Origin of the sequence: Photorhabdus luminescens subsp. luminescens (genome assembly GCF_001083805.1) — a bacterium.
GTDB lineage: Bacteria > Pseudomonadota > Gammaproteobacteria > Enterobacterales > Enterobacteriaceae > Photorhabdus > Photorhabdus luminescens.
Map to the genome: position 1 here is coordinate 408,871 of NZ_JXSK01000003.1, position 15,876 is coordinate 424,746.

The 15,876-nt window shown below is 41.7% G+C and carries 17 protein-coding genes; all 17 read left to right on the forward strand.

Going from position 1 to position 15,876, the window contains the following annotated elements; translation table 11 throughout:
• Positions 1–26: 26 nt before the first annotated feature.
• Positions 27–1,403, forward strand: coding sequence for a 4-hydroxyphenylacetate permease (hpaX, locus tag TI10_RS10165; protein ID WP_049583188.1), 1,377 nt, complete (start codon positions 27–29; stop codon positions 1,401–1,403).
• Positions 1,404–1,427: 24 nt separating this feature from the next.
• A complete protein-coding gene (hpaA, locus tag TI10_RS10170; protein ID WP_049583189.1) occupies positions 1,428–2,318 on the forward strand; it encodes a 4-hydroxyphenylacetate catabolism regulatory protein HpaA in 891 nt (296 codons plus the stop codon).
• A gap of 313 nt (positions 2,319–2,631) precedes the next feature.
• Positions 2,632–2,943 carry a YjeO family protein gene (locus TI10_RS10175; protein ID WP_049583190.1) on the forward strand — a complete coding sequence of 104 codons (312 nt, stop codon included), beginning with the start codon at positions 2,632–2,634 and terminating at the stop codon, positions 2,941–2,943.
• 278 nt (positions 2,944–3,221) lie between these two features.
• Positions 3,222–3,701 (forward strand): Hcp family type VI secretion system effector, encoded by a 480-nt coding sequence (locus tag TI10_RS10180; RefSeq protein ID WP_049583191.1) that lies wholly within the window; start codon positions 3,222–3,224, stop codon positions 3,699–3,701.
• A 2-nt stretch (positions 3,702–3,703) separates the two neighbouring features.
• Positions 3,704–4,570, forward strand: coding sequence for an RNase A-like domain-containing protein (locus tag TI10_RS10185; RefSeq protein WP_049583192.1), 867 nt, complete (start codon positions 3,704–3,706; stop codon positions 4,568–4,570).
• A 24-nt stretch (positions 4,571–4,594) separates the two neighbouring features.
• Positions 4,595–4,903: a contact-dependent growth inhibition system immunity protein gene (locus TI10_RS10190; RefSeq protein ID WP_049583193.1), complete on the forward strand. Its 309-nt coding sequence runs from the start codon at positions 4,595–4,597 to the stop codon at positions 4,901–4,903.
• A 3-nt stretch (positions 4,904–4,906) separates the two neighbouring features.
• Complete coding sequence (locus TI10_RS10195) at positions 4,907–5,227, forward strand: contact-dependent growth inhibition system immunity protein (protein WP_049583194.1); 321 nt, start codon at positions 4,907–4,909, stop codon at positions 5,225–5,227.
• A 91-nt stretch (positions 5,228–5,318) separates the two neighbouring features.
• A complete protein-coding gene (locus tag TI10_RS10200) occupies positions 5,319–5,612 on the forward strand; it encodes a contact-dependent growth inhibition system immunity protein (RefSeq protein ID WP_049583195.1) in 294 nt (97 codons plus the stop codon).
• Positions 5,613–5,735: 123 nt separating this feature from the next.
• Positions 5,736–6,044 carry a contact-dependent growth inhibition system immunity protein gene (locus TI10_RS10205; RefSeq protein WP_049583196.1) on the forward strand — a complete coding sequence of 103 codons (309 nt, stop codon included), beginning with the start codon at positions 5,736–5,738 and terminating at the stop codon, positions 6,042–6,044.
• Between the two features lie 3 nt (positions 6,045–6,047).
• Positions 6,048–6,368 (forward strand): contact-dependent growth inhibition system immunity protein, encoded by a 321-nt coding sequence (locus tag TI10_RS10210; protein ID WP_049583197.1) that lies wholly within the window; start codon positions 6,048–6,050, stop codon positions 6,366–6,368.
• A gap of 46 nt (positions 6,369–6,414) precedes the next feature.
• Positions 6,415–6,657, forward strand: coding sequence for a contact-dependent growth inhibition system immunity protein (locus TI10_RS26335; RefSeq protein ID WP_049583198.1), 243 nt, complete (start codon positions 6,415–6,417; stop codon positions 6,655–6,657).
• 236 nt (positions 6,658–6,893) lie between these two features.
• On the forward strand, positions 6,894–7,208 hold the full coding sequence (locus tag TI10_RS10225; protein ID WP_049583200.1) for a hypothetical protein: 315 nt from the start codon (positions 6,894–6,896) through the stop codon (positions 7,206–7,208).
• 112 nt (positions 7,209–7,320) lie between these two features.
• Positions 7,321–8,067 (forward strand): SDR family oxidoreductase, encoded by a 747-nt coding sequence (locus tag TI10_RS10230; RefSeq protein ID WP_049583201.1) that lies wholly within the window; start codon positions 7,321–7,323, stop codon positions 8,065–8,067.
• 259 nt (positions 8,068–8,326) lie between these two features.
• Positions 8,327–11,224, forward strand: coding sequence for an RHS repeat domain-containing protein (locus TI10_RS10235; protein WP_387555000.1), 2,898 nt, complete (start codon positions 8,327–8,329; stop codon positions 11,222–11,224).
• Between the two features lie 315 nt (positions 11,225–11,539).
• The gene (hpaB, locus tag TI10_RS10240) at positions 11,540–13,102 is read left to right on the forward strand and encodes a 4-hydroxyphenylacetate 3-monooxygenase, oxygenase component (protein ID WP_049583202.1); all 1,563 of its coding nucleotides are present in this window, start codon (positions 11,540–11,542) and stop codon (positions 13,100–13,102) included.
• A 19-nt stretch (positions 13,103–13,121) separates the two neighbouring features.
• Positions 13,122–13,640: a 4-hydroxyphenylacetate 3-monooxygenase, reductase component gene (gene hpaC / locus TI10_RS10245; RefSeq protein WP_049583203.1), complete on the forward strand. Its 519-nt coding sequence runs from the start codon at positions 13,122–13,124 to the stop codon at positions 13,638–13,640.
• 332 nt (positions 13,641–13,972) lie between these two features.
• The gene (dtpB, locus tag TI10_RS10250) at positions 13,973–15,442 is read left to right on the forward strand and encodes a dipeptide/tripeptide permease DtpB (protein WP_049583204.1); all 1,470 of its coding nucleotides are present in this window, start codon (positions 13,973–13,975) and stop codon (positions 15,440–15,442) included.
• The last annotated feature ends 434 nt before the right edge of the window (positions 15,443–15,876 follow it).

Below are 15,876 nucleotides of genomic sequence, written 5' to 3' on the forward strand. Positions count from 1 at the left end.
TAAAACAGTAATTAAGGAAAATAACAATGAGCGATTCATCAACTGCTGTGCAACAGCCGGATCTCCCGACTGGTCAACATAAACCGCTAACGGCACAACAGCAATCCGTCATTAACAAGTTATTCCGTCGCCTGATTATTTTCCTATTCGTCTTATTTGTATTCTCGTTTTTGGATCGAATTAATATTGGGTTTGCCGGCCTGACAATGGGTAAAGATCTTGGATTGAACGCCACAATGTTCGGTCTGGCGGCAACGCTGTTCTATGTCACTTATGTCATTTTCGGCATTCCTAGCAATATCATGCTCAGCATTGTCGGAGCGCGACGCTGGATAGCCGCGATCATGGCGCTCTGGGGGATCGCCTCCACCGCCACCATGTTCGCTACCGGACCAACCAGTCTGTATATCTTGCGTATGCTGGTCGGTATCGCCGAAGCAGGTTTCGTGCCGGGTATCCTGTTGTATCTGACTTACTGGTTTCCAGCTTACTATCGCGCCCGCGCCAATGCGCTGTTTATGGTGGCAATGCCGGTGACGATGGCGTTTGGTTCTCTGGCTTCCGGTTATATTCTGGAAATGGATGGCCTCCTGAACCTTCACGGCTGGCAATGGTTATTTTTGCTGGAAGGTTTTCCTTCGGTATTATTGGGAATTGTCGTTTGGTTCTATCTTGATGATTCACCCAAACGCGCTAACTGGCTGACAGATGAAGACAAAAAATGCTTACAAGAGATGATGGATAACGACCAGTCCGTTCAAGTTCAACCGGCAAGTTCATCAACTCATCAGGCAATGCAAAAACGCGGCATATGGAGTGAGATTTTCGCGCCGATCATGCTGATGTATACCTTGGCCTACTTCTGTCTAACCAATACTCTGAGTGCGATTAATATCTGGACGCCACAGATTGTGCAAAGCTTCAATCAAGGCAGCAGTAACATCATGATCGGCATTCTGACCGCCATTCCTCAATTTTGCACCATCATCGGGATGGTTTACTGGAGTCGCCGTTCAGACCGATTACAAGAACGTAAAATGCATACGGCTCTACCCTATTTGTTCGCCGCCGTGGGCTGGATATTAACCTCATTGACCAACCATAGCGTCATTCAGCTCATTGGAATTATTATGGCTTCAACCGGTTCATTTACCGCAATGGCGGTCTTCTGGACCACGCCGGATCAAGCTATTAGCTTACGGGCAAGAGCAATCGGCATTGCGGTTATTAGCGCTACAGGTAATATAGGTTCAGCCCTCAGTCCGTTGTTAATCGGCTGGCTGAAAGATCAAACAGGAAGCTTTAATACCGGTCTCTATTTTGTTGCCGGGTTACTGGTCATTGGCGCAGCCATTATCTGGCTAATTCCGATGAAACACGCCAGACAGAGAATAGCGCAGTAATTTCAATAAAAAGGAAAAACCATCATGACCGAGCCTATCATTGCCAATATTGATATCAGCAAGGATTATGATGAAACCCAAGGCACTGATGATGTGCATTATCAGACCTTTGGTCGGATGGCGGCATTTTTTGGTCGTAATATGCAAGCTCATCGTCACGATGGTTTCTTCCAACTTCATTTTTTGATCACCGGCCACATTGAATTACAGTTGGATGCTCAACATTATTCTGTACAAGCGCCGCTGTTTATCCTGACTCCTCCCTCTGTTCCTCACGCTTTTTTCACTCAAGATGATAGTGACGGATATGTCCTTACCGTGCGGCAAGATCTGATATTACCGTTATTAGAATCTCTCTATCCGGCTAATAAAGATATTCTTGATATTCCGGCTATTTGCCTATCCGTTGCTGATAAACCGGAAGAGCTAGCCGCTTTTAATCACTATTGGGCGTTAATCGCCCGTGAATCATTTAATAACTTTATCGGTCGAGAGCAATCGCTGACATTTTTAGCGCAAGCCATATTTACCCTGTTATTGCGTAATATTCCTCTTGATGATCACCCGACAAATGGCGTGCGAGGAGAAATTAAATTGTTTCAGCGCTTTAACCAATTAATAGACAATCATTATCATCATCATCTTTCCGTACCGGAATATGCCCATAAGTTAGGTATTACAGAATCGCGATTAAAAGATATGTGCCGTCGGTTTACCAATCGTCCGCCGAAACGACTCATCTTCGATCGTCAACTGCGTGAAGCCAAACGACTATTATTATTCAGTGATTGCCCAGTATTTGAAGTTGCTTATCAGCTCGGATTTAAAGATCCCGCCTATTTTGCCCGCTTCTTTAATCGATTAGTCGGCAGCTCGCCTAGTTATTGGCGAGAAAGAAATATTCACGAAAAATAAATATCCATGCTAATTATACCAAGCCCGGCATTTTATTCTGCTTGTTCAGCAAATCTCGTGCTATTAATTCGTGCTAAACTTACTCATTTTTATTACGAAATCACTTCCAAGAATTAAAATTCTGAATATACTGAGACTCTGTAACTCACTGGAACTTTTTGAAGGATAAATGATGGCAACCGGAGTGCCGATATAAATAAATTTATTTAAGAAAAGGAAACACAACATATGCAAAATCCTTACTATATGGCAGTCGAATTCGGATTCCCACTTTCTGATGTCATAGACTTCATATAATCATGAGAATTCAAGCATGAGCAAATCAGCCATAGTTTTAAATATCACTTATGCTATCTTTTGTGCATTATTTATATATATGATGTCATATTTAGAAGAAGAGCATTATATCGGTGGTCAGGATATAGATAATCTCTGTATTGTCTACAGAGAGCTGATAGATGATAATCGTGATGTATTTGCTCCAACATGTTTACTGATTATGTCCCCCCTAATTTACGCAACTGTGAAGAAAAGATTCAAATCACTTTCTCTTAATGTTATTACATTTGCTTTGCTAGGATACTGGGTGTGGCGGTTCTTTATCAGATTCATCGTATGCGTTTAGAATAGTTTCAAATATTCAGGTAACAGTTACTGGGCGTTACCTGAATGTCAACTCACACTATATCAACTCACGCTATGTGATCGTCACAAACATACCATCTTGATAGTCCAGATCTTTAAGTCCCTCTTAATACTTTGATACCACATATCTAAGTATTCCGGTTTTATTAATTTATTCCTCTTACAAATGTAAATTATCTTAAATTTATAAATTTTTGATTGCTTTTTACACACACCCTACAGCAGGATAAAAAAAGCACATTAAGAGGAGCAACCAGTATGGCAAATATCATTTATCTAACATTGAAAGGCAAAAAACAGGGGTTGATCTCCGCTGGCTGCGGTTCCTTAAACTCTATAGGAAATAATTACCAGCACGGCCATGAGAATGAGATTTTTATTTACTCTCTTCAACATTTAATGACGAGGGAACAACACGTATCCCATCATCCGGTTATGGTAATAAAACCTGTCGATAAATCTTCGCCTTTACTGACGCGAAGCTTCGATGAAAATGAAGAGCTAGAATGCCTGTTTGAGAATTATCGAACATCACCAACCGGAGGATTAGAAAAAAATTACTCCATCAGGCTAGGCCACGCCTTTATCTCCAGCATAAAATGCCATTTTCCGCATTCCAGAGATAATAATGCCGGCGTACCACAAGAAATTATCTGCTTCACTTATAAAAATATCACGTGGAACAATCTGGCCTGCTCCACCGGTTCTTATAGCTTCTGGGATGACAGGGTTTATTGACGATGAATAATGCCGCTTATTTAACTGATACCCCTGTTGATTCAGAGTCTGAGAATGGGTTACGCATTGTTTTATCACCTGTGCAACTTGCGGCGATCCTGTCGGATAATACCATTACCGAGGAAGAGACTTGGAGTAACAGAATATTAGGTGGGGCAAGTTTAGCAGCGGGAGTCGTTGAACTGATTGGCGCTGGCGCTCTTTGTCTGGCGCCTGATCCTTCAACGCTAACTAAAGCTGCCTGCGTTATTATCGGCGCGCACAGTCTTGATGTAATGAATGCTTCTGCCAGTCAAATAATTACCGGCAGAGAAACCTCGACGGAAACTTATCAAGAGGCGGTAAATTTAGCAAAAGAATTTGGAGCTGATGATTACACCGCTTCTGAAATAGGGCTTACCGTCGATATCGCTGTGCCATTGTCATTTGCTTCAATAGCAGGCGCTGTTAGAGTTGCTTCTGTACGGGTAGGCAGGATTAAGTTAATTGAACATGAATCGCCTACAGGGTTAAAACCGGGTGGGCATACTTTGCTTAAACATGTTGGGTTATCTGAGCAGGAGTTGAGAGCGAGGTTTTTAATATCTAAAACAATGAAAGAATCAAGTTGTTTTTATGATATAAAAATAGCAGAGAAAGTGATTTCAAATACCATCAAAAATAATCAGGCAAAAATAACCAACTGGACGAAATATGCTTTTGGAGGTAGCAGGTTAACTATAGATGATGTTTCAAAAGTACCAGTTGGCATCGGCATTACCAAAGGTGTTGAAGGAGTAGACCAATTATATAAAGTGAGAGTTGTTTTATATTACTCTGAATTCAATGGTAAGCCGTACTATATATTAACCGCCTTTCCTAAATATTAATCATATATAAAGAGGGTCAATGCAATGAAAAGAAAAAAAGAAACACAACACTTAGATAATTTTATCGGGGCTTATTTTAACCAAGATTGTGACATATTTGGCGAAACAACAATAGATGAGGTAATAACTGAATATTTAAATAGCGAACCTCCCATATTTATGAAAGGATTAATAGAGGACATTGATTACTTTATTAGTAACTCAAAAGATGTAGAAAAAGATTTTGATAATTTGGGTCATGAATTCTATCCAGAGTTATGGGAAACTACTGCATTAGATTTTCTAAATCATGTATCCAAAAGAGTACGGGATTATCTAAAAAAGGAGGTTTAGCTTATGACCGGACAATATCCATTTCTAGATATTCTAATGCATGGCTACTTTAATCAGGACTTCGATATAATATCAGGCCCCGAGCTTGATGATGTTATCAATGATTTTCTTCATGTCGCAACTCAGGGAATGAGAAAAGGGTTAATAGAAGAAATCAATGATCTTATTGACATTTCCGAAGATGTAGAGAGCACATTTGATTATCATTACCATGATGCTGACGTTCTCCCAGAATGGTGGGGACTCACAGCACTTGAATTTTTAGAGCATGTATCAAAAAAAGCACAGGATTTTTTAAACGAGCATACTGAAAAAGATGAGTAATTAAGGCATTCTGAATTTAACGGTAAACAATACTATATAACTATATACTAACAGCATTCCCAAAATTTAATTAAAATTTATGGAGAAGAAGATGGAACTAAATCTCTTAATGTTTGCTTATTTCAATCAAGACTATGACATAATATCTGGCCCTGAGCTTGATGATGTCATAAATGACTATCTTGATACCACGAATGAAGCAATGAAGAAAGAGCTAATAGAGGAAATAGAGTCTTTTATCCATAATTCAGAAAATATAGAGAAAGACTTTCAAACTCTCTATCATAGTTCTAGCTTTTGCCCTAAATTATGGGAAACCACAGCATTTGAATTTCTACAATATGTATCAAAAAGAGCAAAAGATTATCTGGATAAAAATGAGTAATTAAACGTTTTTTCAGACAACAAACAAGGAAATTTAATCAATAAGAATGGCTTATATATTTCAAGAAATTCTATTGATTTTGATTACCAAGAGATCGCAATAATATGAAAGGCCCCAATTAAAATGACCGGACAATATCCATTTTTAGACATCTTAGTAGGCGCTTATTTTTGTCAAGATTATGACTTATTGTATGGAGAAACTATGGATGAAGTCAAAGATTGCTTTCTTAATGTTGCAACTCAGGAAATGATAAAAAAATTAATAGAAGAGATTGACTCTTTTATTAGCACTTCAGAAGATATAGAAAAAGATTTTGACGCTCTCTATTATAGTGACTTTGACCCAGACTTTTGGGATACTGCTACAGCACTTGGCTTTTTAAACTATGTATCCAAAAGAGCACGCGATTATCTAAAAAAGGAGGTTTAGCTTATGAACAGACAATATCCACTTTTGGATAATTTAATGTACGCTTATTTTAATCAGGACTATGAAATAATATCTGGCCCTGAGCTTGATGATGTTATAGATGATTTTTTTAGTAACACAAGCAATAGAATGAAAAGAGAAGTCATAAAAGAAATTAATACTTTTATATGTAATTCCAAAGATATAGAGAAAGAATTTTACTTCATCTATTCTGATGCTGACGTTTTCCCCGAAATATGGCACCTAACAGCACTTGAATTTTTAGAACACGTATCAAAAAAGGCACAAAATTTTTTAAACGAGCATACTGAACAAGATGAATAATTAAAGTATTCTTAACTGAAAAAAATAAATAAAGAGGTTTAATTCAATGGAAAGAGAAATAGAAAGAAAATATATAGATGATTTAATGATTACTTATTTTTATCAAGATTGTCAGTTATTTGGCGAAACAATAGATGAAATAGTAACTGACTATCTAAACCATCAATATCCAATAACTATACCCGTTATCTTTCAAGTTGCCTCTTTGTTGGCTGCACTCGCTCACCCCGGTCACATAGTTATCTATGCTCCCGGGGATTCGCTCCCTTGCCGCCGCGATGCACCTTGAAATCCATAGGGTATATAATAAGTTTAATAAGAGAAATTAATATTTTCATCCGTAATTCTGATGATGTAGAAAAAGACTTTCATAATTTGAATTACGATGAATTTGTTCCTGAATTATGGGAAACCACTGCGTTAGATTTTCTAAATCATGTATCAAAATTAGCACAAGAATATTTGGATAAAGATGACTAATCACAGTCATTTTTAATGTAATAGTAAACAAAGAGGTAAAATATAATGGAAATGAGAGAAAAATTGCAGTACATAGATAAGCTTACAAATGCTGTTGATAGGAATGATTTTGAATCATTTCACAAAATACTCAATGAGTTGCAAGGAAATTATCTTAATGTCGCACCGCTAATGTTATTAGAAAATATTAATCATCTTATCTATGCCGCCCAAAATATAAAAGGATGTTTTAGCATCCGTCATTCTGATGAAGCTGATCCAAAGTTATGGGAAACTATTTCCGCCGTATTAGAACATCTGAATCAGTCATCAAAAATAATGCAAAGTTATATAAATAAACAACATGAAAAGGACAAATAAATCAACTTTGTATCCATGAAATTTTCAAGTAAAAAACGCTTTTGAAGGTAATTAATTATATATTATATTTCAAAAGCGTCATTCAAAAATAACGGCTCCAAATGAGAAAACTATGCAGAAAATCACATTAATTACGGGCGGATCTCGCGGCATTGGTCGCGCAACAGCGCTTTATCTGGCAGAAAAAGGACATCATATTGGAATTGGTTACCTCTCTAATCAAGCTCAAGCGCTGGAAGTCACAGAAATTATCCATAAAATGGGCGGTAAGGCTATCGCCATTCAGGTCAATGTCGTCGATGAAAAACAAGTTGTAGAATTCTTCCAAAGAATTGATAAAGAACTCGGATGTATAACCGGTTTGGTGAACAATGCCGGTATTCTCAAACCACAAGCATCAATTGAACAACTCACCGCTGACCGCCTGAATGATATTTTTGCCGTCAATGTTGTAGGCAGTTTTCTCTGTGCACGGGAAGCAGTTAAAAGAATGTCTTTCCGACATGGTGGACAAGGCGGCTCAATTGTCAATGTTTCATCCGCAGCATCCCGACTGGGATCGCCGCACGAATATATAGATTACGCCGCATCGAAAGGTGCAATCGATACTTTGACTATCGGCCTGTCTCTGGAAGTAGCCGATCAGGGAATTCGGGTAAATGCCGTTCGTCCCGGATTTATCTATACCAATATGCACGCCGATGGCGGCGAACCAAATCGCGTTGAGCGGGTGAAAAATTCCTTACCAATGAAACGCGGCGGGCAACCGAAAGAAGTTGCACAGGCTATAGCCTGGTTGCTGTCAGATGAAGCTTCATACGTAACCGGGAATTTTATTGATCTGGCTGGAGGGAAATAGTACTTAAAAACAAGTATAGATTGAGCTGAATTTATCAATATTATGGATACATGGGAAAGAAACCAGAAAATGAAAGATAACCCATATTTTCAATCACACTAAATCAATATTTAGGATGTATTCTTAATTAGCACGGGCTGACATATTGATAACAGAATTCATTGCTATTTTCTGAAAATAATATGCCCAAACGCCCATCTCACTGAATGCAGATAAATCTGCAACGATCAAAATCCTTAATACAACCAAGAGGTAAATCATGGAAAACATTGATCCAAAACTTTATCAACATACGCCCACAGTTAGCGTCTACGATAATCGTGGCCTTACCATCCGCAATATCGATTTTCACCGCTCTACCGCGGGAGGAGATACGGATATTCGTATTACCCGCCACCAATATGATGCCAGAGGACACCTGAGCCAAAGCATTGATCCGCGTTTGTACGACGCCAAACAGACCGATAATTCGATAAATCCCAACTTCCTCTGGCAATACAATCTGACCGGCGATACTTTGCGAACAGAAAGCGCCGATGCCGGCCGTATCGTTGCCCTCAATGATATTGAAGGTCGTCAAGTCTTGATCGTAACTGCAACTGGCGTCACTCAGACCCGACAATATGAAGCTAACACTCTGCCCGGCCGCCTATTATCCGTAAGCGAACAAGCTCCCGAAGAAAAGGCGCCCCGTGTTACTGAGTATCTTATTTGGGCAGGCAATACACAGACAGAAAAAGATCATAATCTTGCCGGCCAGTACGTGCGCCACTACGACACAGCCGGGGTAACGCAACTGAAAAGCCTGTCATTGACTGAAAATATCTTATCTCAGTCCTGCAAGTTGTTGGCCGATGGTCAGGAAGCAGATTGGATGGGTAACGATGAAACCCTCTGGCAGACCAAATTCAATAACGAAACTTACACGACACAAAGCACCTTTGATGCTACCGGCGCGTTGCTGACTCAAACCGATGCAACAGGCAACATACAGCGTTTGGCTTACAATGTAGCCGGGCAGTTAAAAGGTAGCTGGCTGACATTGAAAAACCAAAGTGAGCAAGTCATTATCAAATCCCTAACCTACTCCGCCGCAGGCCAGAAACTGCGTGAAGAACACGGCAACGGCGTTATCACCGAATACCGCTATGAACCAGAAACCCTACGATTGATTAGCACGACGACCCGCCGTCAATCAGATAACAAGGTGTTACAAGATCTACGCTATGAACATGATCCGGTCGGGAACATTATCAGTGTTCGTAATGATGCAGAGGCCACCCGCTTCTGGCGCAATCAGAAAATAGTCCCTGAAAACGTCTACACCTACGATTCCCTGTATCAGCTCATCAGTGCAACAGGCCGCGAGATGGCTAATATCGGCCAGCAAAGCAACCAACTTCCTTCACCAATTATCCCTCTGCCTACTGATGACAGCTCATATACCAACTACACTCGCAGCTATAATTACGACCGCGGCGGCAATCTGATGCAAATCCGACACAGTTCACCCGCTACCCAAAATAACTACACCACAGATATAACCGTCTCGAATCGCAGTAATCGAGCAGTGCTGAGTTCACTTGCCACAGATTCAACACAGGTAGATGCGTTGTTTGATGCCGGTGGTCACCAAAGAAAACTACTACCGGGGCAAGATCTGAGCTGGAATGCCCGGGGCGAACTACAACAGGTGACGCCAGTGAGCCGCGAAAATGCCAGTGATCGGGAGTGGTATCGTTATGGCAACGACGGCATGCGACAGTTAAAAGTCAGTGAACAACAGACAGGCAACAGTACGCAGCAACAACGAGTGACTTATCTTCCCGGATTGGAGCTACGTACAACGCAAAGTGGAACCTCGATATCGGAAGACCTGCATGTTATTACTGTGGGGGCAGCAGGTCACGCACAGGTACGGGTTCTTCACTGGGAAACCATACCACCAGCCGGTATCAGCAATAATCAGCTCCGTTATAGCTATGATAATTTGATTGGTTCCAGTCAACTTGAACTGGATAACGAAGGACAAATTATCAGTCAGGAAGAGTATTATCCATTTGGCGGCACAGCGTTATGGGCAGCAAGAAATCAAATAGAAGCCAGCTACAAAATTCTTCGTTATTCAGGTAAAGAGCGAGATGCGACCGGGCTTTACTATTACGGCTATCGTTATTATCAACCGTGGGTGGGTAGATGGTTAAGCGCCGATCCGGCGGGAACAGTTGATGGACTTAATTTATATCGGATGGTGAGAAATAATCCTATCGTCAATCATGATAATCGTGGTCTATGGACAGAAGAGGAATGGCAACAAGGTCTGAGCCGTTTTACTCACGCATTGAATTCGCCAATAAGGCCGTTAGGATTTAATAGAGCATATGGATTTAACGGTTTTCAGCAAGGACGGCAACTTTCAGAAGTTAATCCTTACAGCCTCAATCAGAATTGCTATTACTGCACAGTTTCAGCTCTCTCAAATACAACAACAAATGAACTTGTTAGCAAAACAGAAATTATGCAACAGGATACGGCTGACTTGACTGAGATTGAAAGTTTATTTAGAGCAGCAGGAACCAACCCAATTCGAACAGACTCCAATCATCCGGATGCTCAGATCCGCTGGCATGAAGCATTTAATTTTATGAGAAATAGTTTGCAACCCGGTCAATTCGCAGGTCTTGCTTATACTCGGCCGCCATCTCAACAACAAAATGGTTTATTTTCTCCTGGTGGCGGCCATATGGTCGTTGTCGGACGTAACCAACCCCAACATTCATCTGAATTAACGATTCTTGATTATCAAAGTGGGCAAATAACCGAGTTACATGCAAACTTTCCACCAGAAGGCCAATGGCACGAAAGCTACCATATATTTAACAGAGGTCCTACCCAAATATCAGGAGATAACTGGAGGGAATTATATTCAAGGCTTATTTCAACCACTGATCAAACACAAAATAATACCGGAGTTCTCGGTTTTGAACGTAATGGAGAAATGATTTTGCAAACATTTTCTCTGACATATTCTAATCTAAACACCTACTACGAAGGGAATAATACCGGAATCCATCCAAGACGCGCTCAACTAGGCGGACTTACTGAACCTCAAGGTTCAAATCGCAGACAATCTTATCTGGCATGGCTTTTGGAATAAAAAAATGAAAATACCTACAGGTCAACAACTGTTGCTCTGTAGGTATAAAATCTCCAACTCATCTTCATTAACCCCACCAGCAAAAAACAGACCTTGAAATAACAGTCACAAAAATATCGCCCAGATCACACTTTAAATAACAAAACCTCCTTCCCAACGAAAAGTACCAGCGAACCTTCCGAAAATCTATTCAAGAAACGCCGTTCTAAAGCTTCAATTAAGAAACACAAAACAAACATTAAATTAACATTTCCGTGCCAATATTGATTATATTATATCAAGACAGGCGCTTTTTATGACGACTGTGAGGTAGACATGAAACCAGAAGATTTTCGCGCCGACAAAAAACGTCCTTTCACCGGTGAAGAGTACCTGAAAAGCCTTCAAGATGGCCGCGAAATTTACATTTATGGCGAACGCGTAAAAGATGTCACTACACATCCTGCATTCCGCAATTCTGCTGCTTCAATCGGTCAGTTGTACGATGCCCTGCACGCCCCGGAAACCCATGATACCCTGTGCTGGAATACCGATACCGGCAATGGCGGGTATACTCACAAATTCTTCCGCTTTGCTACCAGTGTGGATGATCTGCGTCAACAACGTGATGCTATCGCTGAATGGTCACGTCAAACTTATGGCTGGATGGGCCGATCGCCTGATTATAAAGCGGCCTTCGGCAACGTACTCGGCGCATTCCCTGAATATTATGGTCAATTCGCTGATAACGCTCGTACTTGGTATAAACGTATTCAAGAAACGGGCGTTTACTTTAACCACGCCATTGTCAATCCACCCATCGATCGCCATAAACCCGCCGATCAGACACGCGATGTCTATATTAAACTAGAAAAAGAAACGGATGCCGGTATTATCGTCAGCGGCGCAAAAGTGGTAGCAACTAACTCAGCCCTGACTCACTATAACTTTATCGGTTTTGGTTCCGCACAAGTCATGGGAGATAACCCTGATTTTGCCTTGATGTTTGTCGCGCCAATGGATGCGGAAGGCGTGAAATTGATCTCCCGCGGCTCCTATGAATTGGTAGCAGGCGCAACAGGTTCCCCATTCGATTATCCTTTATCCAGCCGTTTCGATGAAAACGATGCGATTCTGGTGATGGATAAGGTACTTATTCCTTGGGAAAATGTCCTGATTTACCGTGATTTTGACCGCGCGCGTAATTGGGCAATTCAAGCGGGTTTCACCAGCCTGTTCCCATTACAGGCTTGTGTACGGCTAGCGGTGAAGCTGGATTTCATTACCGCCCTGCTACAAAGGAGCCTGGAGTGTACCGGCGTAATCGAATTCCGTGGTGTTCAGGCTAACCTAGGTGAAGTGGTTGCCTGGCGTAACCTGTTTTGGTCACTGAGCGACGCGATGTGGGCAGAAGCCAAACCGTGGAAAAGCGGCGCTTATCTGCCGGATACTCAAGCAATACAAACTTATCGCGTTATGGCGCCAACGGCCTACACTAAGATTAAGAATATTATTGAAAGTAACGTCACCAGTGGCCTAATTTATCTACCATCCAGTGTACGTGATATGAATAACCCAGAAATTGATAAATATCTGGCCCGGTATGTTCGGGGTTCCAATGGTATCGATCACATTGAACGTATTAAGATTTTAAAACTGATGTGGGACGCCATTGGCAGTGAGTTTGGCGGCCGTCACGAGTTGTACGAAATCAACTATGCCGGTAGCCAGGATGAAATTCGGATGCAATGTCTGCGCCATGCTCATGGCTCTGGCAATATGAAAAAAATGATGGATATGGTTGATCGCTGCCTTGCCGATTATGATCAACATGGCTGGCGCAGACCACATTTATACAATAATAGCGATATTAACCAGTTAGATAAGCTGCTGAAATAATCGGTAGCAGGAGGCCAATATGTCTGTAGAAAATGAACATCGCCAGCACTTCAGAGATGCGATGGCGAGTCTGTCAGCAGCGGTGAATATCGTCACCACCGATGGCCATGCCGGATGCTGTGGCATCACTGCCACCGCGGTATGCTCAATCACCGATACGCCACCCACGCTGATGGTATGCATTAACCGAAGCAGTGCTATGAATACCGTTTTTCAGGAAAATGGCCGCCTGTGCGTAAATATTTTAAACCACGAACAAGAACTGATGGCACGCCACTTTGCCGGTATGACCGGCGTCAGCATGGAAGAGCGTTTTCGCTGGAATATCTGGCAGACAGGGCCATTAGGCCAACCAGTGTTAACCGGTACCCTTGCAAGCCTTGAAGGTGAAATCGAACAGGTTCAAGAAGTGGGGACGCATAACGTGTATCTGGTTCAGATTAAACATATCACGGTAAGCGAACAAGGCCACGGCCTCATCTATTTCAAGCGTAATTTCCGTCCAGTCATGTTGGAAATTGAAGCCGCCGCAGTTTAACTGCCCCTCCATTAGGCAGTGATTGTTCTTCCACTATTCGGGCCCTGAGCGGCCTGAATAGCATTTCTTTGTCAACGCCTCTATTCAGCCCTTTTCCTAATCATTTTTGGCATTCACCTGATGAATATACTATTAAATTCAATACTAATATCTTTATGTTAGTGTGATCACTAACTAGGAACATATTTTAACCATATAATAATCTACTGCCCTCCGATCACTTGAATAAAGTACATAAAAAAACCACTTTAGCGACAGATCATGTCACTGAATGTCACTGTACATTTCCAAGTGTATTTCAATCAATAATGACCAATCAGAGGCAATTAACTATGAATAAACCCGCATCCATCGGTTTATTACAACAACCCAAGCCGTTCTTTATGATTTTCTTCGTCGAGCTTTGGGAGCGATTCGGCTACTACGGCGTACAAGGCGTTCTCGCGGTCTACTTTGTACAAAAATTGGGATTTTCCCAGGAACAAGCGTTTATTACCTTCGGTGCATTTGCTGCGTTGGTTTTTGGTTTGATCTCTATTGGCGGCTATATAGGCGACCACTTACTGGGAACTAAACGAACCATTGTGTTGGGCGCCATTGTGCTGGCAATTGGCTACTTTATGACAGGCCTTTCTATCCTACACCCTGATTTAATTTTCTACGCATTGGGAACCATCGCCGTTGGTAACGGCCTGTTCAAAGCCAACCCAGCCAGCCTGCTGTCTAAATGCTATCCACCCAAAGATCCTCGTCTGGATGGGGCTTTTACCCTATTTTATATGTCAATCAACCTCGGATCGCTATTCTCACTCGCTCTCGCTCCCGTTGTTGCGGAAAAATTTAGCTATGCCGTTACCTACAATATTTGTGGTATTGGTCTGATTATCGCGTTGTTGGTCTATATTTTTTGTCGCAATACCGTGCGTAATATTGGTTCTGAACCCGACCATCAACCAATCAACTATAAAAACCTATTTCTGGTCGTAGCAGGAAGCGTTGCGATGGTTTATGTCTGCGCATGGCTGATGCACAACGTAAAAATAGCAAATATTATGCTGATTACCCTCTCTGTCATCGTGGTGTTTATCTTCTTCCGGGAAGCATTAAAACAGGACAAAGCAGGCCGTAACAAAATGTTTGTTGCCTTCATTTTGATGCTGCAAGCGATTGTGTTCTTCATCCTGTATGCCCAGATGCCAACTTCGCTAAACTTCTTCGCCATCCATAACGTTCACCATCAGTTGCTTGGTTTTAATATCAATCCGGTCAGTTTCCAGGCGCTTAACCCATTCTGGATTGTTGTTGCCAGCCCAATACTCGCCGTACTATACACTCACTGGGGCGCTAAAGGTAAAGACCTGACCATGCCAGCCAAATTTGCGGTTGGTATGTTCCTGTGCTCTTTAGGTTTCCTCACTGCCGCCGCTGCCGGTTTGTGGTTTGCAGATGAACAAGGTTTGACCTCTGCTTGGTTTATTGTTCTGGTTTATCTGTTCCAGGGCGTCGGAGAATTAATGATCAGCGCATTGGGCCTAGCGATGATTGCGGCCCTTGTTCCTCAGTATCTGATGGGTTTTATTCTGGGGATGTGGTATTTAACTCAAGCAACTTCCTCCTTACTCGGCGGCTATGTCGCAGCCCTTACGGCCGCACCGAAAGGTATTACTGACCCATTGCAAACATTACCAGTCTATACCAGCGTATTCGGCAAAATTGGGATTGCCACCTTTATCGTCGCTATCATCATGGCGGTCACCGTGCCGTGGCTGAACCGTATGATGAATGAAAAACAAAAAATATGATTTGATCTAAAATAAAAAACCTCGCCACAGGAGGAAATACCGCTCATGTAACCTGCTCCCACAACTCAATCACCAGTGATAGTGGGGGCTTCTTATGACCTCGATTAGCCGTCGCTAATCGCTTCCGTGTCAGCGGGATCTGGCAAACCGATAGCCTGCCTGACCAGCAGTACTTCTTTGCTCAAGGTGCAATGGCTTTTGATGTTCTAGGTACAGAACCAAGCACAACTGTATGGCATCTGATACAGGAAGTGTAAAACAGAGAAGATTAAAAGGACGAAAAACATTATTACATTCTCCCTTTCCAATCGTTTGCTTCACTCATCACAAAATATTAATCATCTTACTTTTCATAAAATACCATTCAAAACAATATTAAATTGCCTTCAAAACTAGTCATATGGAATCCCTCACCGGCATTTTTATAATAAGCA